This is a genomic window from Enterococcus sp. 3H8_DIV0648 (genome assembly GCF_002140655.1).
Classification (GTDB): domain Bacteria; phylum Bacillota; class Bacilli; order Lactobacillales; family Enterococcaceae; genus Enterococcus_A; species Enterococcus_A hulanensis.
On record NZ_NGLG01000001.1, the window covers coordinates 126,822 to 148,942 of the forward strand.

The 22,121-nt window shown below is 42.2% G+C and carries 23 protein-coding genes; 20 read left to right on the forward strand and 3 right to left on the reverse strand.

Annotated elements, in window-relative coordinates; genetic code table 11:
- Nucleotides 1-2: 2 nt before the first annotated feature.
- Nucleotides 3-857: a pyruvate, water dikinase regulatory protein gene (locus A5875_RS00650; protein WP_088931821.1), complete on the reverse strand. Its 855-nt coding sequence runs from the start codon at nucleotides 855-857 to the stop codon at nucleotides 3-5.
- A gap of 86 nt (nucleotides 858-943) precedes the next feature.
- On the opposite strand from A5875_RS00650, the gene A5875_RS00655 reads away from it, so the two are divergent.
- The 9 genes from A5875_RS00655 to recO all read left to right on the forward strand — a co-directional run bounded on the left by A5875_RS00655 (nucleotide 944) and on the right by recO (nucleotide 8,428).
- Nucleotides 944-1,381 carry a Fur family transcriptional regulator gene (locus A5875_RS00655; RefSeq protein WP_088931822.1) on the forward strand — a complete coding sequence of 146 codons (438 nt, stop codon included), beginning with the start codon at nucleotides 944-946 and terminating at the stop codon, nucleotides 1,379-1,381.
- A gap of 138 nt (nucleotides 1,382-1,519) precedes the next feature.
- A complete protein-coding gene (gene rpsU, locus A5875_RS00660; RefSeq protein WP_002356740.1) occupies nucleotides 1,520-1,696 on the forward strand; it encodes a 30S ribosomal protein S21 in 177 nt (58 codons plus the stop codon).
- Nucleotides 1,697-1,717: 21 nt separating this feature from the next.
- On the forward strand, nucleotides 1,718-2,164 hold the full coding sequence (locus tag A5875_RS00665; RefSeq protein ID WP_088931823.1) for a GatB/YqeY domain-containing protein: 447 nt from the start codon (nucleotides 1,718-1,720) through the stop codon (nucleotides 2,162-2,164).
- A 214-nt stretch (nucleotides 2,165-2,378) separates the two neighbouring features.
- Entirely contained in the window at nucleotides 2,379-3,299 is a 921-nt protein-coding gene (locus tag A5875_RS00670; protein ID WP_171004923.1) for a PhoH family protein, read from the forward strand.
- Nucleotides 3,300-3,314: 15 nt separating this feature from the next.
- Nucleotides 3,315-5,519, forward strand: coding sequence for an HD family phosphohydrolase (locus A5875_RS00675; RefSeq protein WP_088931824.1), 2,205 nt, complete (start codon nucleotides 3,315-3,317; stop codon nucleotides 5,517-5,519).
- A complete protein-coding gene (gene ybeY, locus A5875_RS00680; RefSeq protein WP_088931825.1) occupies nucleotides 5,519-5,992 on the forward strand; it encodes an rRNA maturation RNase YbeY in 474 nt (157 codons plus the stop codon). Before A5875_RS00675 ends, ybeY begins: the two co-directional genes overlap by 1 nt.
- Nucleotides 5,970-6,374 carry a diacylglycerol kinase family protein gene (locus A5875_RS00685; RefSeq protein ID WP_088931826.1) on the forward strand — a complete coding sequence of 135 codons (405 nt, stop codon included), beginning with the start codon at nucleotides 5,970-5,972 and terminating at the stop codon, nucleotides 6,372-6,374. The genes ybeY and A5875_RS00685 overlap by 23 nt, the downstream gene beginning before the upstream one ends.
- 28 nt (nucleotides 6,375-6,402) lie before the next feature.
- Complete coding sequence (gene era, locus A5875_RS00690; RefSeq protein ID WP_088931827.1) at nucleotides 6,403-7,302, forward strand: GTPase Era; 900 nt, start codon at nucleotides 6,403-6,405, stop codon at nucleotides 7,300-7,302.
- A gap of 346 nt (nucleotides 7,303-7,648) precedes the next feature.
- Nucleotides 7,649-8,428 carry a DNA repair protein RecO gene (gene recO / locus A5875_RS00695; protein WP_088931828.1) on the forward strand — a complete coding sequence of 260 codons (780 nt, stop codon included), beginning with the start codon at nucleotides 7,649-7,651 and terminating at the stop codon, nucleotides 8,426-8,428.
- A gap of 27 nt (nucleotides 8,429-8,455) precedes the next feature.
- On the opposite strand, the gene A5875_RS00700 is transcribed toward recO, so the two are convergent.
- A complete protein-coding gene (locus A5875_RS00700; RefSeq protein ID WP_088931829.1) occupies nucleotides 8,456-8,821 on the reverse strand; it encodes a hypothetical protein in 366 nt (121 codons plus the stop codon).
- A 331-nt stretch (nucleotides 8,822-9,152) separates the two neighbouring features.
- Here A5875_RS00700 and hisG point away from each other — a divergent pair, with 331 nt between their 5' ends.
- From hisG to glyS, 11 genes are all read left to right on the forward strand, one after another.
- Nucleotides 9,153-10,712 carry an ATP phosphoribosyltransferase gene (gene hisG / locus A5875_RS00705; RefSeq protein ID WP_088931830.1) on the forward strand — a complete coding sequence of 520 codons (1,560 nt, stop codon included), beginning with the start codon at nucleotides 9,153-9,155 and terminating at the stop codon, nucleotides 10,710-10,712.
- Complete coding sequence (gene hisD, locus A5875_RS00710) at nucleotides 10,709-11,989, forward strand: histidinol dehydrogenase (RefSeq protein ID WP_088931831.1); 1,281 nt, start codon at nucleotides 10,709-10,711, stop codon at nucleotides 11,987-11,989. Before hisG ends, hisD begins: the two co-directional genes overlap by 4 nt.
- Entirely contained in the window at nucleotides 11,986-13,044 is a 1,059-nt protein-coding gene (gene hisC, locus A5875_RS00715) for a histidinol-phosphate transaminase (RefSeq protein ID WP_088931832.1), read from the forward strand. The genes hisD and hisC overlap by 4 nt, the downstream gene beginning before the upstream one ends.
- Nucleotides 13,041-13,634, forward strand: a complete 594-nt coding sequence (hisB, locus tag A5875_RS00720; RefSeq protein ID WP_088931833.1) for an imidazoleglycerol-phosphate dehydratase HisB — start codon at nucleotides 13,041-13,043, stop codon at nucleotides 13,632-13,634. The genes hisC and hisB overlap by 4 nt, the downstream gene beginning before the upstream one ends.
- Nucleotides 13,635-13,722: 88 nt before the next feature.
- A complete protein-coding gene (gene hisH, locus A5875_RS00725; RefSeq protein ID WP_088931834.1) occupies nucleotides 13,723-14,349 on the forward strand; it encodes an imidazole glycerol phosphate synthase subunit HisH in 627 nt (208 codons plus the stop codon).
- Nucleotides 14,346-15,065: a 1-(5-phosphoribosyl)-5-[(5-phosphoribosylamino)methylideneamino]imidazole-4-carboxamide isomerase gene (gene hisA, locus A5875_RS00730; protein ID WP_088931835.1), complete on the forward strand. Its 720-nt coding sequence runs from the start codon at nucleotides 14,346-14,348 to the stop codon at nucleotides 15,063-15,065. The genes hisH and hisA overlap by 4 nt, the downstream gene beginning before the upstream one ends.
- A complete protein-coding gene (gene hisF, locus A5875_RS00735) occupies nucleotides 15,062-15,820 on the forward strand; it encodes an imidazole glycerol phosphate synthase subunit HisF (protein ID WP_088931836.1) in 759 nt (252 codons plus the stop codon). Before hisA ends, hisF begins: the two co-directional genes overlap by 4 nt.
- Before the next feature lie 71 nt (nucleotides 15,821-15,891).
- Entirely contained in the window at nucleotides 15,892-16,524 is a 633-nt protein-coding gene (gene hisIE / locus A5875_RS00740) for a bifunctional phosphoribosyl-AMP cyclohydrolase/phosphoribosyl-ATP diphosphatase HisIE (RefSeq protein WP_088931837.1), read from the forward strand.
- A gap of 60 nt (nucleotides 16,525-16,584) precedes the next feature.
- The gene (locus A5875_RS00745) at nucleotides 16,585-17,412 is read left to right on the forward strand and encodes a histidinol-phosphatase (RefSeq protein ID WP_088931838.1); all 828 of its coding nucleotides are present in this window, start codon (nucleotides 16,585-16,587) and stop codon (nucleotides 17,410-17,412) included.
- A gap of 805 nt (nucleotides 17,413-18,217) precedes the next feature.
- The gene (gene glyQ / locus A5875_RS00750; RefSeq protein ID WP_088931839.1) at nucleotides 18,218-19,105 is read left to right on the forward strand and encodes a glycine--tRNA ligase subunit alpha; all 888 of its coding nucleotides are present in this window, start codon (nucleotides 18,218-18,220) and stop codon (nucleotides 19,103-19,105) included.
- 1 nt (nucleotide 19,106) lies between these two features.
- The gene (gene glyS / locus A5875_RS00755) at nucleotides 19,107-21,185 is read left to right on the forward strand and encodes a glycine--tRNA ligase subunit beta (protein ID WP_088931840.1); all 2,079 of its coding nucleotides are present in this window, start codon (nucleotides 19,107-19,109) and stop codon (nucleotides 21,183-21,185) included.
- Between the two features lie 35 nt (nucleotides 21,186-21,220).
- Here the strand turns inward: glyS and A5875_RS00760 are convergent, their stop codons facing one another.
- On the reverse strand, nucleotides 21,221-22,120 hold the full coding sequence (locus tag A5875_RS00760; protein WP_088931841.1) for an AEC family transporter: 900 nt from the start codon (nucleotides 22,118-22,120) through the stop codon (nucleotides 21,221-21,223).
- Nucleotide 22,121: the final 1 nt, after the last annotated feature.

Here is a 22,121-nt window from a genome sequence, read left to right on the forward strand (position 1 = left end):
TCTCAGCTTTCTTCTTCCATAAAGTAATAACTGTGGTCTTCCAGATCCAAAGCACTCATGATCATCGCAGCTGTTTCTTCGATTGACAGTGTCGCGACGTTGATGATCTCACAACCTAACTTATGATATAAGTCATTAGCAAATTTCAGTTCTGCTTGGATTTTATCACGGTCTGAATAGGCTGTTTCAGGATTTAATCCGTAGGCTCTCATCCGCTCTTTGCGGATACCGATCAAAACTTCTGGATCATTCGTCAAGCCGACGATTTTTTTAGGATCGATCTCAAACAATTGTTTCGGTATGTGTGCTTGCGGAATCAATGGCAAGTTGGCAACTTTTAAGTTCTTGTTGGCTAAGTATAAGCTCAATGGTGTTTTGGAGGTTCTGGAAACACCCAGCAAGACAATATCTGCCTCCAAGAAGCCACGAGGATCTTTTCCATCGTCATACTTAACCGCAAATTCCATTGCTTTGATCCGTTTGAAATAATTTTCGTTTAAGTGATGCAATGCACCACGCTCGCCTGTAGGTTCAAGATGTGCGCGTCTGCCAATCTCGCTAACGACAGGATTTAATAGGTCCATTGTGAACAGGTCTTCGTTGTCACAAAATTCTTTGGCGATTTTCGCTAACTTAGGGTTGATCAATGTATAAATGATCATGCCGTTTTCGCTCTTGGCGTCGTTTAAAGCTTTCATCAATAGTTCTTCCGTGTGTACGAAGGTACGGCGGAAGAGACAAAATTCTACCGTAGGATACTGCGCCATCGAGGCTTGCGCCAATTTAGAGGCAGTTTCTCCAGCAGAATCGGAAATGATGAAAATAGTGACTAACTCATTCTGTTTTTCGCTATCCATAAAGTAAATCTCCCTTGCAATCAGTAATAATTTATTATACCATACTGTTTATTCGGAATCATTACACTTTGAAATGAGGAGATAACATGACACAGACGACTTTATTAGAAAAAGCCTTGGCGAAAGTCAAAGAAAATGGCTTTAAATATACAAAAAAACGTGAAACGCTATTAGATTACTTGATCAAGTGCAATCGTTACGTTGCGGCCCGGGAAGTCTATAATTATTTAAATGACCAATTTCCTGGATTGAGCTACGACACTGTATACCGTAATCTGAGAGAATTTTGCGAAATTGGTTTGATTGAAGACACCGAACTGCAAGGAGAAATGAAATTCCGTTTTAGCTGCAGTGAGAATTTTGAACATCATCACCATTTTATTTGTACGGTTTGTGGAATGACGAAGGAAATCCATATGTGTCCAATGAACTTCTTTAAAGAACAACTGGATGGTTGTGAAATCGAGGGTCACCGTTTTGAATTGTACGGCCGCTGCGAGAAATGCCAAAAACTTCATGAATAAATTAAGAATTAAAATTCTTCAGTACCTTGACTCAAAATAGACCATTGGATATAATAACTTATGGACGGTCTTGTTGTTTGGAAGTACATTTCAATAACAAAAACGGTTACATTTCAAGCCCGGAGGGAGGGAATTTATATGTCAAAAACAGTGGTTCGTAAAAATGAATCTCTTGACGATGCTCTTCGTCGCTTCAAACGTTCCGTTTCAAAAGCAGGGACTCTGCAAGAATCTCGCAAACGTGAATTTTATGAGAAACCAAGTGTGAAACGTAAGAAAAAATCAGAAGCAGCTAGAAAACGTAAGAAATTCTAGTCTGTCAACGGAGTGATTCTATTGTCACTACTTACTACCTTGAATGAAGACATGAAGCAAGCGATGCGAGCAAAAGATAAAGAGACTTTGCAAGTGATCCGGATGCTTAAAGCTTCGATTCAAAATGAGCAGATTAAAAAAGGTCAGGATTTGAATGACGAAGAAGAATTGACTGTATTATCTCGCGAGATGAAACAACGTCGTGATTCTCTAACCGAGTTTGAAAAAGCTGATCGCACCGATTTGGCTGATAAGGTCAAAAAGGAAATCGTAATTGTCGAAAAATATTTGCCGGCTCAACTTTCCGAAGATGAGATCCGCGCAATCGTTACAGAAGCAATTGCAGCAACAGGAGCGACTTCACCAAAGGAATTTGGTAAAGTAATGGGCGCAGTGATGCCGAAAGTCAAAGGCAAAGCCGATGGCAATCAGGTCAATGCGGTCGTCAAAGAGCTTCTAAACAATTAAGCAATAACGAAAGCCGAGAGATTTTTCTCTCGGCTTTTTTTTGACTCAAATAAACTCTTTCTTATGTTCTTTTTATCTAAAGTTTAGACAATTTTTCTTTTATTTAGAGTGTGGTATTATAAGAAGGAATGATTTATGAAGGGATGAGCGCTTGTTGAACAGCAACGATTTTGAGTCGTTAGAAATAAAGCTTGATGGCAAAGATGACATCAGTATGCTTTTAGGTACCCACGATAAACATGTAAAATTTTTAGAAGAGAATACCGAGACGACAATCAATACTCGCGGTGAGACGATCCAGATCATTGGACCGAAAGAAGAAGCTAAACTAGTGGGAGATATTATTCGGACACTGCAGATTTTGATTGATCGCGGGATCAAGGTGGCTACGCCGGATGTAATGACTGCATTGCGTTTAGGCCGAGAGAACCACTTAGATGAGTTTGTTATGATGTATGAAGAAGAATTGTTAAAGGATCGAAACGGCAAACCGATCCGGCCTAAAAATATTGGGCAAAGCCGGTACATAGCAGCGATTCGTAAGTCTGACGTAGTGTTTGGGGTTGGACCAGCCGGAACTGGGAAAACATATTTAGCGATCGTGATGGCCATTGCTGCGTTGAAAAAAGGCGAAGTACAACGCATTATTTTGACGCGCCCAGCAGTCGAAGCTGGTGAAAGTTTAGGCTTCTTACCAGGAGATTTGAAGGAAAAGGTTGATCCTTATTTGCGGCCGATGTACGATGCTTTGCATCAGATTTTTGGAGTGGAGCATACGAACCGTTTGTTAGAACGCGGAGTAATTGAAATTGCACCGCTTGCTTACATGCGGGGACGTACGTTGGATGATGCCTTTGTCATTTTAGATGAGGCTCAAAATACGACGATTTCACAAATGAAGATGTTTTTGACGCGTCTTGGCTTTAATTCCAAAATGATCGTCAATGGAGATACTTCTCAGGTGGATCTGCCGAGAGGACAAGTCAGCGGTTTGATTCACGCGGAGAGAACGTTGCAAGGAATCAAGAAGATTCGCTTCGTGAACTTTGAAGCGGGAGATGTAGTAAGACATCCCGTTGTAGCAGAGATCATTGAAGCGTACGAACACGAGAACCTACGACATCAAGAAAAGTAGTCAGGAGGGAATTGGATGTTAAATCGACCCATCAATAACTTGCTGAAGAAGTTAGGTTCAAAATTTATACCGATCATTTTAGGTGTCTTTTCACTTGTTTTGGTTTTGACGATGCTTTCTAGTGTCATCCAAAAAAGTGTGGATTATAAAGAAGGTCAAGTCGCGACTGAAAGTATTCGTGCAAATAAAACGATTGAAAATAAGGCTGAGACAACTCAAAAGCGGCAGCTTGCTGCAGAGGCAGTTACGCCTGAATATACGTATCAAGCCGATTTGGCACAAACACAGCATGATCGAATCAGCCAATTGATCACATTGATCCAAAAGGCTAATAACGATTTAGATAAAAATTATCAAACAAAAGTTTCTCAAGCCAAAGATGGTGAAAAAGTTCCTCAGCCGACAGTTGATGAGCGTGTTGCGGCAGTTAAAAAGAATTTTGAAGGTTTAGATCAAGATGCAGTGACTTTTTATCAGCAATTGCCTGAAGACTTTTATCAAGCGGCGGTTCAATTAAACGCAACAGAATTGACAAAAGTTGGAACTGAAAGTTTGAAATTATTAGATGAGCAGATGGTTAAGCGGATTCGACAAAGCGATCTGGCTGAATACAAGCAGCAGGCTGTTGATAAGATTCAAGGCTTAGGGTTATCTGAAGAGTCTAATCAAGTGATGCGTTACTTATTAGAGGTCGGAATCGTTATCAATGATTCCTTAAATCAAAAGCGGACAGATGAACTAAAAGAACAAGCTAGTGACTCTGTGCAGCCAATAATGATCTATCAAGGGGAAGTAATTGTTCGTGAAGGCAGTCAAATCGACGCTAATGCGATCAATAAGCTGAAATTGTTGGGGTTGACCAGCTCGAGCACTTCGATCTTTCCTATGATCGCGATGATTTTGGCGGCGGTTTTGCAAGGTGTATTATTGTGGTTTTATAGTCGGCAGTTTGAAGTTGAGTTCCAGCGTGTGCGTTTCATACTATTTTATAGTGCAACGATGACGATTGGTGTCTTCATTATGAAAATAATGCAGGCGTTTCAAGGGACGTCTTCGAATAATTTGGCACTATTCTTTCCAGCGGCCTTTATGCCGTTGATCCTGACCGTTTTTGTTAATCGAAGAGCCGGAGCATTGTCGGCTGTTTTCCAAACAGTCTTTGCTTTGTTCATTTATTATAATGCGATTGGGACAAACATGCTGCCAGTCATTTTGATGACGTATCTTTTTTCTGGCACGTTAGCGGTAATGGTCAAGCAAAAACGGCTATCCGATCAGGTGAAACAAGCGATGCTGTGGATCGTGGCGTTTCCGATTGCTTGGTCCTTTATCTTAAGTATTTACCAAGGAATGTCCTTTACCGATTCGCAAACATGGGGGCTGCTGCTTGGCGCTTTTGCGGCAAGTATCTTATCCTTTATTATGGGGATGGGGCTTCAACCATATATTGAAATTTTAGTAACAGATAGCGGTGTGATTACGTTAAATGAACTAAGTAATCCAAACCATCCGCTGCTGAAGGAATTACTTGAAAAGGCACCCGGAACGTATCACCACTCGATGATGGTGGCTAATTTGAGTGCCAACGCTGTAGCGGAAATTGGCGGTCGTTCGTTATTAACTCGAGTAGCGTGCTACTATCACGATATCGGTAAGATCCGTCATGCGAATTTCTTTGTGGAAAATCTGCCGACTGGTGCAGAAAATCCGCATAACTTTTTACTGCCAGAAGATAGTAAACAAATCATCTTCGGTCACGTTATCGAAGGTGCGAAGATTTTGAAGGAATATAAAATGCCTCAGATGGTGATCGATATTTGTTATCAGCATCATGGCACAACATTGATGAAATTCTTCTATTTTAAGGCAAAGGAACGCAATCCTGAAACGACGGAAGCGGAATTCCGCTATCCCGGACCTAAACCGCAGACCCGTGAAGCTGGTGTTGTGAACATCGCGGACAGCTGTGAAGCGGCAGTTAGGGCGATGGATCATCCTTCACTCGATAAGATTACTGAATTTGTTCATAATTTGATCGAAGAACGGATCAACGATGGTCAGTTAGATGATTCTGGATTGACCTTAAAAGAAATTCGAATCGTTGAAAAATCATTGATCAGCGGCTTGAGCTCGACCTTCCATTCACGGATCAAATATCCGCGAATGCAGTCAGAGGCGGAAAAGATGAAAGAAGAGCAAGAGAAAAAAGGGGAAGAGTAATGGATATTACTTTTATTGACGAAACAGAGCAAGTCTCTGACGAAAAGATACAAGAAATCGATGGTGTCCTGCAATTTGCTGCCAATTATTTAGAACTGCCAAAGGATACAGAGATGTCTGTCACTTTTATGGACAACGCGGCGATCCAAGTCATTAACCGCGATTATCGCGGCAAAGACGCACCGACCGATGTAATCAGTTTTGCATTGGAAGAAGAAGGTGAGGATGAAGTTCCGATTATTATGGACGAGGAAGATCCGATGCCGCGCAATCTCGGCGATATTATGATCTCAACGGAACGTGCTCGTGAACAAGCAGAAGAATACGGGCATAGTTTTGGTCGCGAATTAGGTTTTCTAGCCGTACATGGCTTTTTGCATATCAATGGGTACGACCATATGACACCTGAGGATGAAAAAGAGATGTTTGGTCTACAGAAAGAGATATTAGATGCCTATGGACTTAAAAGATAAAACAGAAAAAAATAAACATTTTATCACGTCTTTAGAATTTGCAATTCAAGGAATCAAGACGGTCTTTCAAGAGGAACGCAATATGCGTGCTCATGTGGTCTTTGGCCTGATGGCAATTCTTGTGGCGTTCTTATTGGGGGTATCCGTGCTTGAATGGCTTTGGATTTTTCTAGCAGTCTTTTTAGTCTGGATCGTGGAAATTATCAATACGGTATTTGAAAATGTAGTTGATATGGTAACGGACTGCCATTTTCACCCAATTGGAAAAAAAATCAAAGATATGGCTGCCGGTGCAGTCCTAGTGACTTCGGTGTTTGCCGTTATCGTTGGTGTGATTATCTTTTTACCAAAAATTATTGAGCTTTTTCTTTTAGGAAAATGAGTGCTTAAGATTCAGAAAGGAATTTTTCATGTCAGAACATAAATCAGGATTTGTGGCAATTGTTGGTCGACCTAATGTTGGAAAATCGACGCTGCTAAATCGCATCGTGGGGCAAAAAATCGCCATTATGAGTGATAAAGCACAAACCACTAGAAATAAAATTCAGGGTGTTTATACGACACCAGAAGCCCAAATTGTCTTTATCGACACACCCGGGATTCATAAACCAAAGCATCGTTTAGGCGATTATATGGTGGAGATGGCTTACAGTGCATTAAGAGAAGTTGATTCGATTATCTTCATGATCAGCGCGGATCAAAAGCGCGGACGCGGTGATGACTTTATCTTAGAACGTTTAAGCAAACAAGAAGTTCCAGTCTACTTAGTAATCAACAAGATTGATACAATTCATCCCGATGAACTTTTGGCGATCATCGATGATTATCGTACGATTATGGAGTTTAAAGAGATCATCCCAATCTCAGCGACTGAAGGCAATAATGTCGAGCATTTATTAGAAGTTTTAGTGGATCAAATGGATGAGGGACCACAATATTTCCCCGACGATCAAATTACGGATCATCCGGAATACTTTATCGTATCTGAATTAATTCGGGAAAAAGTCTTGAGCTTAACTCGTGACGAAGTACCGCATTCTGTAGCCGTTGTAACGGAATCAATGAAGCGGGATGAAAATGACAAGGTTCATATCCAAGCAACGATCATTGTGGAGCGGACAAGTCAAAAAGGCATCATCATCGGTAAAGGCGGCAAGATGCTGAAAAATATCGGCACCCAAGCCCGCAAAGATATCGAGACGCTTTTAGCGGATAAAGTTTATTTAGAGCTTTGGGTCAAGGTTCAAAAAGACTGGCGCGATAAACAAACGTATCTGCAAGATTACGGCTACCGCAAAGATGACTATTAGAAAAGAAACAAAGCTTCGCGATTCTTTCGTGAAGCTTTTTGTTAACAAGAGTTAGCTGCCAGTCGAGCTTTTCGCAGTATCAAAGAGTGAGAAGTGAAACAATTATCTAAAAAAGAATAAGAGACATGCGCTTTAGTTCGATGATATGCGTACGAAGATAAACCATTTTTCGCGGTTTTCGAAAAATGATTCCACTAACAAGAGTTAGCTGCCAGTCGAACTTTTCGCTGAATTAAAGAGTGAGAAGTAGAATAAAAACCAGTTATTGAGCAAACCCTATAGTACGATGGGATGTACGAAAAATGTAATCTTTAATAATGAGCTAGCTAAATAGGAGGTGAGCTGCTTGGCACAAATTGGTGAAACAAAAGGAATCATCTTGTTTAGTCGAGATTATAAAGAAAAAGACAAGTTAATCAAAATCTTTACCGAATCTGCTGGTAAGGTGATGTTTTTTGCTAAGGGCATTCATCGGGCAAATAATCCATTACAGACAGCAGTTCAGCCATTTACTGAAGCGGTCTTCATCGGCAATTTAAAAACAGATGGTCTATCATTTTTGAATAGTGCAAAAGAAATCCATCCTTTGCGAAAACTTCAAGAGGATATTTTTTTGAATGCATATGGTTCTTATATTTTGGGATTGACTGATGCGGCGATCGAAGACCATGTGTATGATCCTGCTTTGTATGGATTTACGCGCGAGGCATTGCAGCGAATGAATGAGGGTGCCGATGGTGAAACGATCATGAATATCTTCGAAATCCAGATTATGCAGCGCTTTGGTGTTTCTTTAAATTGGCAGGCGTGTGGTGTATGCGGAAAGAAAACAGGGGCCTTTGATTTTTCATCGAAGTATAATGGCATTCTGTGTGAAGAGCATTGGCATTTGGATGAGCACCGCTATCATGCTGATCCACGGGCAATCTATTTTCTTCGGATGTTTAACAGCATTACTTATGAGAATATCAACACGATCAATTTGAAGCCTGAAACGAAAAAGACGATCCGTCAAACGCTGGATCAATTATATGAAGAATATATTGGTCTGCATCTAAAGAGTAAGAAGTTCATTGATCAAATGGGCGAATGGCAAGATGTGTTAAAACCAAGAGACAAAGAATAAACTGCAAAACCTTATCGGTGCTGTAGTTTATTTTTTTGTCTTTAATTTTTTACAAATGAACTGCCAGATAAGACTGCCGATGAAGGATAGGAACAGATAAATAAAGAGCATTTGCCCATTGATAGGGTTCTTGGAAATGACCACAGAAGCAAATGTACCAACAATAAAAAAGTAAGAGAAATAAAAAAGTCCTCGTGTCGTTGTGCTCAATCGAGTCTTAGATTCAATAGAGTAAGAAGTCAGTAGGAATAATAGAATATTGGCGATATTGAAGAAGGTTTCAAGTGACCAGCCGTTTGAATAGATGTCACGACCCCAATTAAACAAAAGGGAGCCGATCGCTATGATTAGAGCCAATAGAAGGTTATCGATTGTTTTCAGTTTTTTTAACATCTTACTCTCCTCTGCGTAGTGATTTCCTAGTTGATCGTTAACTGTATCTAAAAGTATAGCAGAAAATGAATTATGTTCTAAAAAAATTTTTAAGAATCAGGGAAGGCGGAGCCTTTTTTTCTTTTCTGACTTTTACCAAAAAAGTGTATTCTTTCACAGATTACCATTGCATATTTATGATAAAATGATTAATATGTTTAGAAAACACTAATTTATTTTTCATTAAATTGATTAGAGAAGTTCCAGCTTTGAAGGTTCGCGCAATTGGCTGAATAGGAGCAATTTTTAATTTTTTTTGAAAAATAGTGATATTAAAACGAGGAGTGATAGTGTGGAAGAATTATGGGAAGTACTGAGACCCGAAGAACAGATCGAATTGAAGTTAAGAAAGTTGTATACTCAGCATCATTTTCACCCTTATCACTTAAATAACTTTGAAGAATATGGCAACTATCAGCAAAGCTATAATTTTTTGCGGAGTTCTTCCATTATTACTTTTACAGGAAATGACGGACGGACAATGGCATTGAAACCGGATGTGACGTTGTCGATCGCTAAAAATACACCGGCTGGAGAAGCGCGGAAAGTTTATTATGTAGAAGATGTGTATCGTCATGATCGCCAAGCGGGCGAGTATCAAAAAATCTATCAAATCGGTTTAGAGATTATTGATGAGATCACATGGGAAGATCAACTGGAAGTGTTGAAGCTGGCTTGGGAGAGTTTGGCTCAGGTTGGTGAAGGAACTTTGGATCTTTCGCATATGGGAATTTTAAACGGTATTTGTGATCGTTTTCCAGAAGAGGATCGCCAAAAAGTTTTGGACTGTTTGCGGGATAAGAGTTCTCATGGGATGGATGAGCTTACCGCTAAGGCGGGATTATCACAGGAAGAGTCGGAAAACTTAGCAAAATTGGTTCGGTTATCCGGTGATTTTGAGACGAAGTATCAGCGGGCAAAAGTTTTGTTGGCTGACTATCCGAAGGCACAAGCGGGGTTAGAAGAGTTAAAACAGCTGTATAAAGCGTTGCAGGAGGAAAATCTATCTGAAAAAATTCGTCTGCGTCTTGATTTTTCAATTGTAAATGATGCGGATTACTACAGTGGGCTTTTATTCCAAGGCTTCATTAAGGAAGCACGGGAGACGATTCTTTATGGTGGACGCTACGATCGCCTAATGAGTCGCCAAGGAAAGGATCAAGGAGCGATCGGTTTCGGGATGAAGCTGAATCACGTTGGTCAAAAGCTTCCAGTTGATTCAGAAAGTTTGGAATATTTAAATGTTGCTTTGCCTAAAGGGCGGATGGGTGACGCGGTTTATGAGTTGTTCACTAAAGCTGGTGTAGCAGCGGAAGGTATTTTTGAAGAAAATCGCAAGCTGATTTTTTGCGATGAAGAAAATAAGCTGCGCTTCTTCTTAGTGAAGCCTAGTGATGTGGCGATCTACGTGGAGCACGGTGCTGCTGATATCGGTGTGGTAGGTAAAGATATTTTATTGGAGAGCAAAGCAGAAGTCATTGAATTTCTAGATTTGCATATGGGCGAATGCCGTTTAGCAGTGGCGGCTCACAATGATTTTGAAGAGGATTTTTCTCGACCACTACGAGTATCGACAAAATATCCGCAAATTACCCGCGAATTTTATGAAGGTTTGGGTCGTTCGGTAGAATTGATCCATTTACATGGTTCCATCGAGTTGGCTCCTTTGTTAGGCTTGTCGGATGTGATCGTCGATATTGTCGAAACGGGCACTACCTTAAAAGAAAATGATTTGAAGGTTATTCAAGACATCGCGCCGTCTTCGGCCCGCTTGATTATCAATCATGCAACGTGGCGCTTTAAACAAGAGCGAATTCAAAAGGTGATCGAGAAGGTGAGGAAGCAGCTATGAGAGTTTATTCAACCAAAAAGGATCAATTAGCCGATATTTTAGCACGAAAGTATTCTGAGACCGCAGATGTTTCTGCTGTTGTAACCAAAATTATTGAGCGCGTACAAACAGATGGTGATCAGGCGCTTTATCAATTAATAGAAGAAATCGATCATGTCAAGCTGGATTCCTTAGCGGTCAGCCAGACTGAGATCAATGCAGCATTGAAGGCTGTCGCACCAGAATTGTTAACAGTAATGGAGCAGGCGAAGGAAAATATTTTGGCCTTTCACCAAAAACAAGTTCGTCAGGGATTTGTTTCCACTGAGGAACGTGGCGTTGTAACGGGGCAGCGGATTATTCCTTTAGCTCGAGTGGGTGTTTATGTACCCGGCGGAACTGCGGCCTATCCTAGTACGGTCTTGATGGATGTGCTGCCAGCCAAAATCGCTGGGGTCAAAAAAATCGTCATGATCACACCGACAGATAGTGAAGGAAATGTTCCTGCTGCGATCTTAGCTGCGGCTTCGATTGCTGGAGTAGATGAGATTTATAAAGTTGGCGGAGCTCACGGAGTAGCCGCACTTGCCTATGGAACAGAGACGATTCCAAAAGTAGATAAAATCGTAGGACCGGGAAATATTTATGTGGCGACTGCTAAAAAGATGGTCTACGGAACAGTCGATATCGATATGATCGCAGGGCCCAGCGATGTTTTGATCGTGGCAGATCACAGTGCCAATCCGCGCTGGATCGCTGCTGATCTGCTGGCACAGGCAGAGCATGATAAATTAGCTCAAGCCATTCTTGTGACGACAGAGGAATCCTTGATTGAAAAAGTTCAGGCAGAAGTAGCACAGCAATTAGCCGAGTTGCCGCGAGAAGAAATTGCGGCAGCTGCTATCGAAAACAATGGCAAAATTATTTTAGTTAAAGATTTGACCGAGGCCATCTCAATCGCTAACCAAATTGCACCGGAGCATCTTGAACTATCGGTTGCAGAGCCGTTTGCTTTATTAGGAAAAGTTGAAAATGCCGGCAGTGTCTTTTTGGGGCATCATACACCAGAAGTTTTAGGGGATTATTTTGCCGGACCGAACCATACCTTGCCGACAGAAGGCACAGCCCGGTTCTATTCACCGCTGTCTGTGGATGACTTCATTAAGAAGAGCAGTTACCTTTATTACACAGAAGAAGCGATGAAAGCAGTAGGTCCCGCAGTGGAGCTCTTTGCGGAAACAGAAGATCTGATGGGACACGCGCGGTCGATGAAAGTACGAAGAGGTGAAGATGCATGACATTTTTAAATCAAAAATATCAGGATTTGACTCCTTATACACCAGGCGAACAAGTGGATGAACAGGAATACATCAAATTAAATACCAATGAAAGTCCTTATCCGCCAGCACCGGGCGTGGAGGCAGCAGTGGCGGAAGCTTCGAAAAAATTGAATCGCTATTCGGATATTGCCGTTGAGGTTGTAGCAAAGCCTTTAGCTCAATATTTAGGGGTGAAGCAAGACCAGCTGTTTCTAGGCAATGGCAGCGATGAAGTATTATCGTACATTTTTCAAGGCTTTACGGAAAAAGGCATCGCGTTTCCTGATGTGACTTATGGCTTTTATCAAGTCTATAGCGGACTCTATCAAGTCGATGCAACAGTTGTTCCATTGAAAGAAAATTTTTCACTGGAATTAGCGAAGTATGAGGAATTAAAGGGCACGGTGATTTTTGCAAATCCTAATGCACCAACAGGAATCTATCTGCCGCAAGAAGAAATTTGCGACTTTTTAAAACGTCATCCTGACCGCTTAGTGGTAGTGGATGAGGCGTATATCGATTTTGGCGGAAAATCAATGGTTTCTTTAATCGATCAATATAAAAATTTATTAGTCGTCGGCACCTTTTCAAAATCCCGCCAATTGGCCGGGGCACGTTTAGGCTTTGGTGTCGGCAATACTGAATTGATCGCGGACTTGAATCGTTTGCGCTTTAGTCTGAATCCATACAACGTCAATAGCTTGACGCAAGCAGCAGGCGGCGCTGTGCTGCAAGAGCAGGAGTATGTGGATCAAAAGATTCAAGAGACGATCAATGTCCGAGAATGGAGCAAGCAGGAGCTGACTAAGCTGGGGTTTGAGCAAACGGACAGCCAAGGAAATTTCTTATTCGCGAAGCATCCGAAAATTACTGGGGAAAAATTATTCACGGCTTTAAGGGAAAAGAAAATTTTGGCACGCTGGTTTAACCAGCTCCGAACGAAGGATTATTTACGAATCACCGTAGGGACACAGGAACAAATGGAACAATTAGTGGCTGCTCTGAAAACTATATTAGAAGAGGTGGAAGCATGAGAAAAGCGGAAGTGAGACGCAATACATCCGAAACAAAGATTCAGCTGAGTTTGACAGTCGATGGGACAGGACAACAAACGATCAAGACCGGTGTAGGCTTTTTAGATCACATGCTGGAGCTTTTCGTTCGCCATGGACGTTTTGATATCGATTTAGTTTGTGATGGAGATATTGAAGTGGATGCTCATCATACTACTGAGGACATCGCGATTGCGATCGGTCGGGCCTTTTCTGACTGTTTAGGCGATCGTCGGGGAATCAAACGTTATGGCAGCTTTTTGTTACCGATGGATGAAGCGCTGGTCATGACGGCTATCGATATCAGCGGCCGCGGTATGGCGGTGGTTGAGCTGGATATTCCCACTGAAAAAATCGGACAGCAGTTTGATACTGAATTAGTGGAGGAGTTTTTCATTGCCTTTGCTCGTGAATTAGGAGCTACGATTCATTTACACCAAATCGCTGGTAAAAATAGTCACCATATCGTGGAAGCCTGCTTCAAAGGCTTTGGCCGTGCATTAGGTGAAGCGGTGGCGATCAATCAGCTTGCTCCAGACGAGATTCCATCAACAAAAGGCACGATAAATTAGGCTGGTTCTGCTTTTGTAATGAGAATCAATTTTATTTTTCCTTAGAAAAATAATCACTATAAAACGAAGTAGATGGAGGAGGTCAGCTATGCTAGCAATTATTGATTATGGTGTCGGGAATCTATTCAGCCTGTCGCGCTCGCTGGAATATCTCGGCGTGGAGTGCCAAGTTACACGCTCGTTAGATGAGTTGAAGTCAGCGGACCGGATTATCTTGCCGGGTGTCGGGGCGTTTGGCGACGCACGAAAAAAGCTGGAGGAATTATCACTGGTCGAACCGATTCAGGAGCTGGCGGCTTCCGGCAAACCCTTTTTAGGAATTTGTTTAGGAATGCAGCTCCTATTTGATAAAAGCGAGGAATTCGGTGAGCATCCCGGACTTGGGCTGATTCCCGGACGAATTGTTTCGATGCGGGAAGCCTTCGATCAAGCGAATATTGATCTAAAAGTCCCGCAGATCGGCTGGAATAAGTTAGACGTGAAAAAAGCGGACAGTCCGCTGGTAAAATCATTAGGTGAAAATGATTTTGTTTATTATGTCCACAGTTACTACGCGACGGATTGTCAGGAACACTTAGTTGCAGACAGCGAATATGGGATCTCAATTCCAGGCATTGTGCAAAATAAAAATGTTTTTGGGACTCAGTTCCATCCAGAAAAAAGCGGCGAGGTTGGTTTGAACATCTTAAAAGCATTTACGGAGGTGCCGGTATGAAAATTTTTCCCGCAATCGATTTGTTAGACCAGAAAGTGGTTCGGCTGTATCAGGGCGATTATGATCAAAAAGAAGTATTTGGCGACGATCCTGTGGCTTTTGCGCAATCCTTTGAAAAAGCGGGCGCGAAGTATTTGCATCTCGTAGACCTAGATGGTGCCAAGGCTGGCAAGCTGCACTATTTTGGAATTGCCAAAAAAATTGTTGAGAATACGAATTTATTTGTAGAAGTTGGCGGCGGTATTCGTGATGAGGAAACGATCGAGCATTGCTTATCAGCAGGTGTCGATCGTGTGATTCTTGGAACGATTGCTCAAAAGGACCCCGACTTCACACAAGCCATGCTGAAAAAATATGGCAGCAAGATCGCTATTGGTGTCGATGCCAAGGATGAAAAAGTCGCAGTCGAAGGCTGGCTGGAAAAAACCGAGACGGATGCGTTTGAATTTTGCCAGCAATTAGCTGCTTGGGGCGCGAAAACAATCATCTTTACTGAAATTTCCCGTGATGGGACCGGTGAAGGCATCAATTTGCCGTTGTATCAAAAGCTGAATCAATTAGACGTTGAGATCGTGGCATCTGGCGGCGTGGCAACATTGAAAGATATCGAAGGATTAAAAGAATTAGGTATTTCCGGTGCGATTGTCGGCAAATCATTATACAGCGGCAGCTTGAAACTGGAAGAGGTTCTGACAGCGGGAGGTGACGACCAATGATCGCAAAACGAATCGTTCCCTGTTTAGATGTTCGTGATGGACGCGTGGTTAAGGGTGTGAATTTTGCTGGTCTGAAAGATGTCAATGATCCGGTGACTTTGGCTCGTTTTTACAATGAGCAGGGTGCAGATGAATTGGTCTTTTATGATATTACGGCATCGGCGGAAGAACGCGGCTTGTTTACCGATATTTTGAAGGGGGTTGCCTCAGAGGTGTTTATCCCTTTGACGGTCGGCGGCGGTATCAATGAAGTTTCTGATTTTGAACGAGTTTTGAATTGCGGCGCGGACAAGGTCAGCGTAAATTCTGGTGCGATTCGTCGTCCTCAACTGATTGAAGAAGGGGCGAAGCGCTATGGCAGTCAGTGTGTTGTTTTATCAGTAGATATTCGTCGTGTCGGCGAAGAGTGGCATGTTTTTGCCAAGGGCGGGCGCGAAGATACCGGCCTAGAAGCACTGGATTGGATTCGTCAGGGAGAACAATTAGGCGCTGGCGAGCTTGTTATCAACAGTATGGATACCGATGGTGTGAAGCAAGGCTTTGATTTGGAGCTGTTAAAAGCTGTCAGTGAGATCACGACACTGCCGATCGTGGCATCTGGCGGTGCTGGAAAAAGTGAAGATTTCATTGATTTGTTCCAACTGCCGAAGATCGAAGCAGGATTAGCGGCATCGATCTTCCATTATGGGGAAGTAAAGATACCGGATCTAAAAAGACAATTGATGGCGGCAGATATTCCTGTCCGTATCGTATAGGATTCAGTTTTTCTTCACGCTTTAGCGTGATCAGAAAAATGGTTCCATTATTATGAATAAGAAGGTGCAGCATGACAAAGTTGAAATTTGACGATCAGGGATTGATCCCGGTGATCGTACAGGATGCCGAAACCAATGAAGTTCTGACATTGGCGTATATGAATCAAGAAAGTTATGAATTGACTTTGAAGGATCAATTGATGACCTTCTATTCTCGCAGCCGCAAGGAATTATGGCGTAAAGGCGAAACTAGCGGGAATTATCAACATCTTGTGTCATTAAAATTGGATTGTGATCAGGATGCGCTAGTTGCGAAGGTAAAAAAAGATGGTCCGGCTTGCCATACGGGTGCGGAAAGCTGCTTTAACGAAACTTTATTCGGAGAAGATGCGCAAGCAACGATTGATAGCTTATATGAATTGGTTAAGGGACGCAAAGAAGCACCGCAAGAAGGCAGCTATACGAGCTATCTATTTGAAAAAGGTGTCGAAAAAATCTTGAAGAAGGTCGGCGAAGAATCGACTGAAGTAGTGATCGGTGCTATGAAGGAAGATCGCAGTGAAACCGTTTATGAAATTTCTGATTTAGCGTATCATGTTCTTGTATTGATGGTGGAGATGGGGATCGATTTGGCGGAAGTACGCCAAGAACTAGCGAACCGTCACGTGGTCGATAAAAAAGTGAAGCAAGAACGGATGCAATAAGAAGAGTCGAGTTGTTTTTAGAAAAATGATCACCCTGAAATGAATTAGGAGGAATCAGCGATGTTTTATTCAAATGCCCACACTCACAGCACATGGTGTGATGGAAAAGATACCTTGGAGGATATGGCGCAAGCTGCGATTGATTTAGGATTTACGGATTTGGGTTTTACCTGTCATTCACCAGCACTTTTTGATCCTAGTTGTCCTGGGGTGAAAAATGAAGTGGCTTATCAAACGGCTTTGCGGGAATTAAAGGAAAAATTAGCAGGGCAATTAAACATCAGCATAGGACTTGAGTGGGATTATTACAGTGCCGATCCGATTGACGGCTATGATTATACTGTAGGCTCAGTTCATTATTTTCCGCCGCGTCAAGGCATTTTTCGCAGTGTCGATGAAAGTCCGGAAAGTCTAATGAAGACTTTGGATGAGTGGTATCAGGGAGATAAGCTGCAGATGGTACGCGATTTTTATGATACAGTGGTGCGGCACATTCATCAGAATCAATCAAAGATCGTCGGTCATTTTGATTTGATCACGAAATTTAATGAAAAAAATCCTTGGTTGGATGAGGACAGCGGAGAATATCAGGCGATCGCTTTGAAGGCGCTGAATGATGTTGTCGATATTATTCAAACCTATGATGGCATGGTGGAGATCAATACTGGCGCGATTTCTCGTAACTGGCGTACGACGCCTTATCCGAATCCATTTTTGCTGAAGCAGTTGAAGAAGCGGGACTGTCCAGTGATCATTACAAGTGATAGTCATGAGACGACCACGCTGACCTGCCATTTTCCAGAGACCGTTGAATTATTAAAATCCCTCGGTTTTACAGAAACGATGCAATTGAAGGATGGTATTTTTCAGCCGGTTCCTTTTAGCTAGCTCATTTTTAAGGAGTTTATTTTTCTAAAAGCAGAAAAATAAATCTATTTTCGTACGCATACGATTCCGCTAAACGACTTATCTGTAAGATTGATCTAATGTATTAATCAAACATCTTATACTATAAAAACTGTGAAAAGCGTAACTCGCATAACAGAAAGATTTGACAAAAGGGGTTCGGTGTCGCTATTATAGAACCAAGTTGAATAGGTGCGATGATCAAATTTAGAAATTTGTGGAAATCACAGCGAGTTTGGGCCGGTGGAAGCCAAGCAGGGAAACAAATTTTGTTGGCGTTTGTGAGCACGTTTAGTTAAAGCTGCCAAGCAATTGCTTGGAAGTAGGGTGGAACCGCGTTGATACGTCCCTATGCCGATTATTCTTTTCGGCATGGGGACTTTTTTGCGAGTTCCACTTCCCGCTTTAGCGGGTTAGTGGAATCGTATGCGTGGTGAGGATCGGGTTCATTTTTCACGTTTTTCGAAAAATGAATACCTTTGAATGAGCTAGCTGTCAGTCCAACTTTTCGCAGTTTCGTATCAGCTGAGAAGTTTAATAGATTTTTTGTATTGAACATTGTGACAAACGGTTTGGTTGGATGATATGTCGACGATGACAAGGATAAATTTTGCAAAAAATTTATGATCCTTAAGTTCTTAAGTCGACTGCGAGTTCCGTTCCATACTTTCAGTGCGGGTTAGTGGGATCGCCTCGAAATGAGCTAGCTGCCCTGCAAGCTTCCAGTTTTACTTAGTTATGAAGGACACCAGTAAAAAATTACATAAAAACAACAGGAGGAAAAAGAATGAGCAAATTAACTGTGCAAGAAATGATTTTGACGTTACAAAAATTTTGGTCAGATAATGGCTGTCTGCTGATGCAGGCGTATGATACAGAAAAAGGAGCGGGAACGATGAGTCCGTATACTTTTTTACGGGCAATCGGACCTGAACCATGGAGTGCCGCTTACGTGGAGCCTTCACGTCGTCCGGCTGATGGACGTTACGGTGAGAATCCAAACCGTTTGTATCAACATCATCAATTCCAAGTGGTGATGAAGCCTTCACCAAAAAACATCCAAGAATTGTATTTAGACAGCTTGCGTTTATTGGGAATTGATCCATTAGAGCACGACATTCGTTTCGTAGAGGACAACTGGGAAAATCCATCTATGGGTTGTGCCGGTGTTGGTTGGGAAGTTTGGCTAGATGGGATGGAGATCACCCAGTTCACGTATTTCCAACAGGTCGGTGGCTTGCAATGTCATCCAGTAACCTCTGAATTAACTTACGGATTGGAACGCTTGGCTTCCTATATCCAAGAAGTGGACAGTGTCTACGATTTGGAATGGAGTGCCGGTGTTAAATACGGTGAAATCTTCAAACAGCCGGAATATGAACATTCAAAATATTCCTTTGAAGAAAGTGATCAAGCAATGCTGCTAGACAATTTTGAAAAATTTGAAAAAGAAGCGAAGCGTTGTATCGATGAAAATCTCGTGCATCCAGCTTATGATTATATTTTAAAATGCAGCCATACGTTTAACTTACTAGACGCACGCGGGGCTGTTTCAGTAACAGAACGTGCCGGCTACTTGGCGCGAATCCGCAACATGGCTCGCTCTGTTGCGAAAATCTTCGTGGCTGAACGGGAAAAACTAGGCTTCCCATTATTGAATCAGGAGGGCAAATAAGATGGCGAAAAATCTACTATTAGAAATCGGTTTAGAAGAAATGCCAGCCCACGTGGTTTGGCTAAGTATCAAACAATTAGAAGAAAAAGTCTCAAAATTTTTAGCAGAAAACAGCTTAACCTTCGAATCAATCGAAACCTTCTCAACACCTCGTCGGTTAGCGATTCGGGTGACCAATATTCCAGATCGCCAAGATGACGTCCAAGAAGAAGTTAAAGGCCCAGCGAAGAAAATCGCATTGGACGCTGAAGGCAACTGGAGTAAAGCGGCGGAAGGATTTGTCCGCGGGCAAGGCCTAACGACAGACGCGATTACTTTCCGTGAGCTAAATGGTGTGGAATATGTGTATGTGACAAAATACATTCATGGAAAAGAAAGCAAGGAAGTTTTAACCGGACTGTTAGATGTAGTGAAGAGCATGAACTTCCCAACTATGATGCATTGGGGCAACACGATGTTCGAATACATCCGTCCGATTCATTGGATCGTTGCTTTGCTGGATGAAGAAGTGATTCCATTTGAGTTATTGGATGTTACGACTGGCCGGACAACAGAGGGACATCGTTTCCTAGGCGACCAAGTTGAATTAGCTGATCCAAGAGAATACGAAGCGAAGCTGGAAGAGCAATTCGTGATTGCGGATGCTCATAAACGTCAACAAATGATCAAAGAACAAATCGCAGAAATCGCGGAAAAAAATAACTGGGTGATCGATCTTGATCCTGATTTATTAGAGGAAGTAACGAACCTAGTGGAATACCCGACGGCATTTGTCGGTGATTTTGAAGAACGCTTCTTATCCATCCCAGAAGAAGTCTTGGTTACTTCCATGAAGGAACACCAACGCTACTTTGAAGTACGCAACCAAGCAGGCATGCTGCTGCCCCACTTTATCTCTGTTCGTAACGGAAACAGCGTGAAGTTGGATAATGTGGTTAAAGGAAACCAAAAAGTTTTAGCGGCACGTTTAGAAGATGGCGAGTTCTTCTTTGAAGAAGATAAGAAATTATCCATCGAAGACTGCGTTGAAAAACTAAAAAATGTTACCTTCCATGAAAAAATCGGCAGCATGTATAAAAAAATGCAGCGGGTTGGCTTAATCAGTCAAGTGATTGGCGGACAAGTGGAATTGAGTGACGAAGAACTAGCTGACTTGAAACGTGCGTCTGAAATATACAAATTTGATTTAGTGACGAACATGGTCGGGGAATTCCCTGAATTGCAAGGAATCATGGGTGAAAAATATGCCCTATTGAAAGGTGAAAAACCAGCTGTTGCTACAGCGATCCGTGAGCATTATCTGCCGATCTCATCTGAGGGTGAATTGCCTAAAACAGCGATTGGTGCTGTTCTAGCGATTGCCGACAAGATTGACAGCGTACTAGGCTTCTTCGCGGTAGGCATGATCCCAAGCGGCTCAAATGACCCTTACGCATTGCGTCGTCAAACTTACGGGATCGTACGAATTGTCGAAGCACAAGGCTGGACCTTCCCATTCACCGACATGCAAGGAGCAATCGTGGATGCGATCAACGAGGATGTCTTAGATTACGGGATTCATTTCAATCGCGACCAAAAAGAATTTATCGAATTCTTCAAAGGCCGGATGCGTCAACGTCTGCAAATGTACAATGTCCGTCACGATATCATCGATGCGGTATTGGATTCTCACCAAGATGATTTGGTCAAAGTCTTCAAGACAGCGCAAATCTTTGATCAGCATTTGACCGATGACCACTTTAAAGAAGCGATGGAAGCATTGACTCGTGTTATCAACTTGACGAAGAAGATGGACCCGACAACGATCAACTTCAAAGTCGATCCTAAGCTCTTTGAAAATGACAGCGAAAAGGAATTATACGCTGCAGCCAAAGAAGCTGAAGATGAATTTGCGAACCAAAGCATGGCCGAAAATTATCAAACCTTGACGAATCTGCGTCCAGTGATCGAACGTTACTTCAATGAAACGATGATCATGGTAGACGATGAAAAAATTCGCGATAACCGTTTGAATCAATTAGCGATCATTGCGCGGATGGCGAATGCTTTAGCAAGTATTGATAAGATCATTACAAAATAGAAGAAAGCCTTCGAGTGGATTGCACTCGAAGGCTTTTATAGTATCAATTTCAATAATAGCGGAATATAGGCGAGATAAAGCAGAACCGAATAGCCTAATGATGAAGCCGCAAATTGCTGATCGGCATCATAGGAGCGAGCCAAGATCGGCACAGAGTTTTGGACTGGCATGGCAGCTTGAATAATGAAAACGGAAAGTATCAAAGGCGGTACGCTGATCCATTGACCTAAGAGCCAAACGATTAAAGGCGAAATGACATAACGTCCCACGATCACACCGATAATATCTTTGTTTAGTGTCAGATTTTTGATCCCGACATTGTAAATAATGATGCCAATCACAAACATTGATAGCGGGGTAGTCAAATTCGCGAGATAGTCTAAGAAGGTCGCGATTGAATTGGGAACATTGAAATTTATCAGCACAGCACACAAGCCAATCAAGAAACCCAGTAAAGCCGGAGAAAAAATCTTCTTCAAGATCGGAACTAGGTGAAAGTTGACTGTCGCCTGTTCGATTTTAGGATTGTCGCGAGCGATGAAGTAAATACCCAGTGTCCAAAAGATCGTCGTATTGACGATGTAATAGAGCAGGACATAAGGCACCGCCTGTTCACCAAAAATTGCCAAGTTGATGGGCAAACCGATAAAGATCGTATTGGAGCAGGTAAACATCGTTGAGAAGATTCCTTTGCGAGCAGGTGTAATTCGAAAGACGCGCCGATAAATAAAGCTGATCGCAAAAGTCAGCAGCATCGACAGGAGCGGGATCACCATTCCGCCAACGAGATGGAGAAATTCCGAGCGGGAAAAATTTTTAGTGATCGTCAAAAACATGTTGCAGGGCAAGGCGATCTGTAAGACCAGCTTCGAAAAGGCATCGCCGATTTGGTTCGAGAACCATTGCTTATATGTCAAAAAGTAGCCTATAAACATC

Bases quoted from the DNA above. Each gene is read 5' to 3' on its own strand.
- hisIE (WP_088931837.1), top strand. From the start codon at position 15,892: ATGACAAAGTTGAAATTTGACGATCAGGGATTGATCCCGGTGATCGTA.
- hisD (WP_088931831.1), top strand. From the start codon at position 10,709: ATGAGAGTTTATTCAACCAAAAAGGATCAATTAGCCGATATTTTAGCA.
- hisA (WP_088931835.1), top strand. From the start codon at position 14,346: ATGAAAATTTTTCCCGCAATCGATTTGTTAGACCAGAAAGTGGTTCGG.
- A5875_RS00685 (WP_088931826.1), top strand. From the start codon at position 5,970: ATGCCTATGGACTTAAAAGATAAAACAGAAAAAAATAAACATTTTATC.
- rpsU (WP_002356740.1), top strand. From the start codon at position 1,520: ATGTCAAAAACAGTGGTTCGTAAAAATGAATCTCTTGACGATGCTCTT.
- ybeY (WP_088931825.1), top strand. From the start codon at position 5,519: ATGGATATTACTTTTATTGACGAAACAGAGCAAGTCTCTGACGAAAAG.
- hisH (WP_088931834.1), top strand. From the start codon at position 13,723: ATGCTAGCAATTATTGATTATGGTGTCGGGAATCTATTCAGCCTGTCG.
- hisB (WP_088931833.1), top strand. From the start codon at position 13,041: ATGAGAAAAGCGGAAGTGAGACGCAATACATCCGAAACAAAGATTCAG.
- A5875_RS00675 (WP_088931824.1), top strand. From the start codon at position 3,315: ATGTTAAATCGACCCATCAATAACTTGCTGAAGAAGTTAGGTTCAAAA.
- A5875_RS00760 (WP_088931841.1), bottom strand. From the start codon at position 22,120: ATGTTTATAGGCTACTTTTTGACATATAAGCAATGGTTCTCGAACCAA.
- A5875_RS00745 (WP_088931838.1), top strand. From the start codon at position 16,585: ATGTTTTATTCAAATGCCCACACTCACAGCACATGGTGTGATGGAAAA.
- era (WP_088931827.1), top strand. From the start codon at position 6,403: ATGTCAGAACATAAATCAGGATTTGTGGCAATTGTTGGTCGACCTAAT.
- hisC (WP_088931832.1), top strand. From the start codon at position 11,986: ATGACATTTTTAAATCAAAAATATCAGGATTTGACTCCTTATACACCA.
- A5875_RS00655 (WP_088931822.1), top strand. From the start codon at position 944: ATGACACAGACGACTTTATTAGAAAAAGCCTTGGCGAAAGTCAAAGAA.
- A5875_RS00700 (WP_088931829.1), bottom strand. From the start codon at position 8,821: ATGTTAAAAAAACTGAAAACAATCGATAACCTTCTATTGGCTCTAATC.
- glyQ (WP_088931839.1), top strand. From the start codon at position 18,218: ATGAGCAAATTAACTGTGCAAGAAATGATTTTGACGTTACAAAAATTT.
- A5875_RS00670 (WP_171004923.1), top strand. From the start codon at position 2,379: ATGCTTTTAGGTACCCACGATAAACATGTAAAATTTTTAGAAGAGAAT.
- hisF (WP_088931836.1), top strand. From the start codon at position 15,062: ATGATCGCAAAACGAATCGTTCCCTGTTTAGATGTTCGTGATGGACGC.
- glyS (WP_088931840.1), top strand. From the start codon at position 19,107: ATGGCGAAAAATCTACTATTAGAAATCGGTTTAGAAGAAATGCCAGCC.
- A5875_RS00650 (WP_088931821.1), bottom strand. From the start codon at position 857: ATGGATAGCGAAAAACAGAATGAGTTAGTCACTATTTTCATCATTTCC.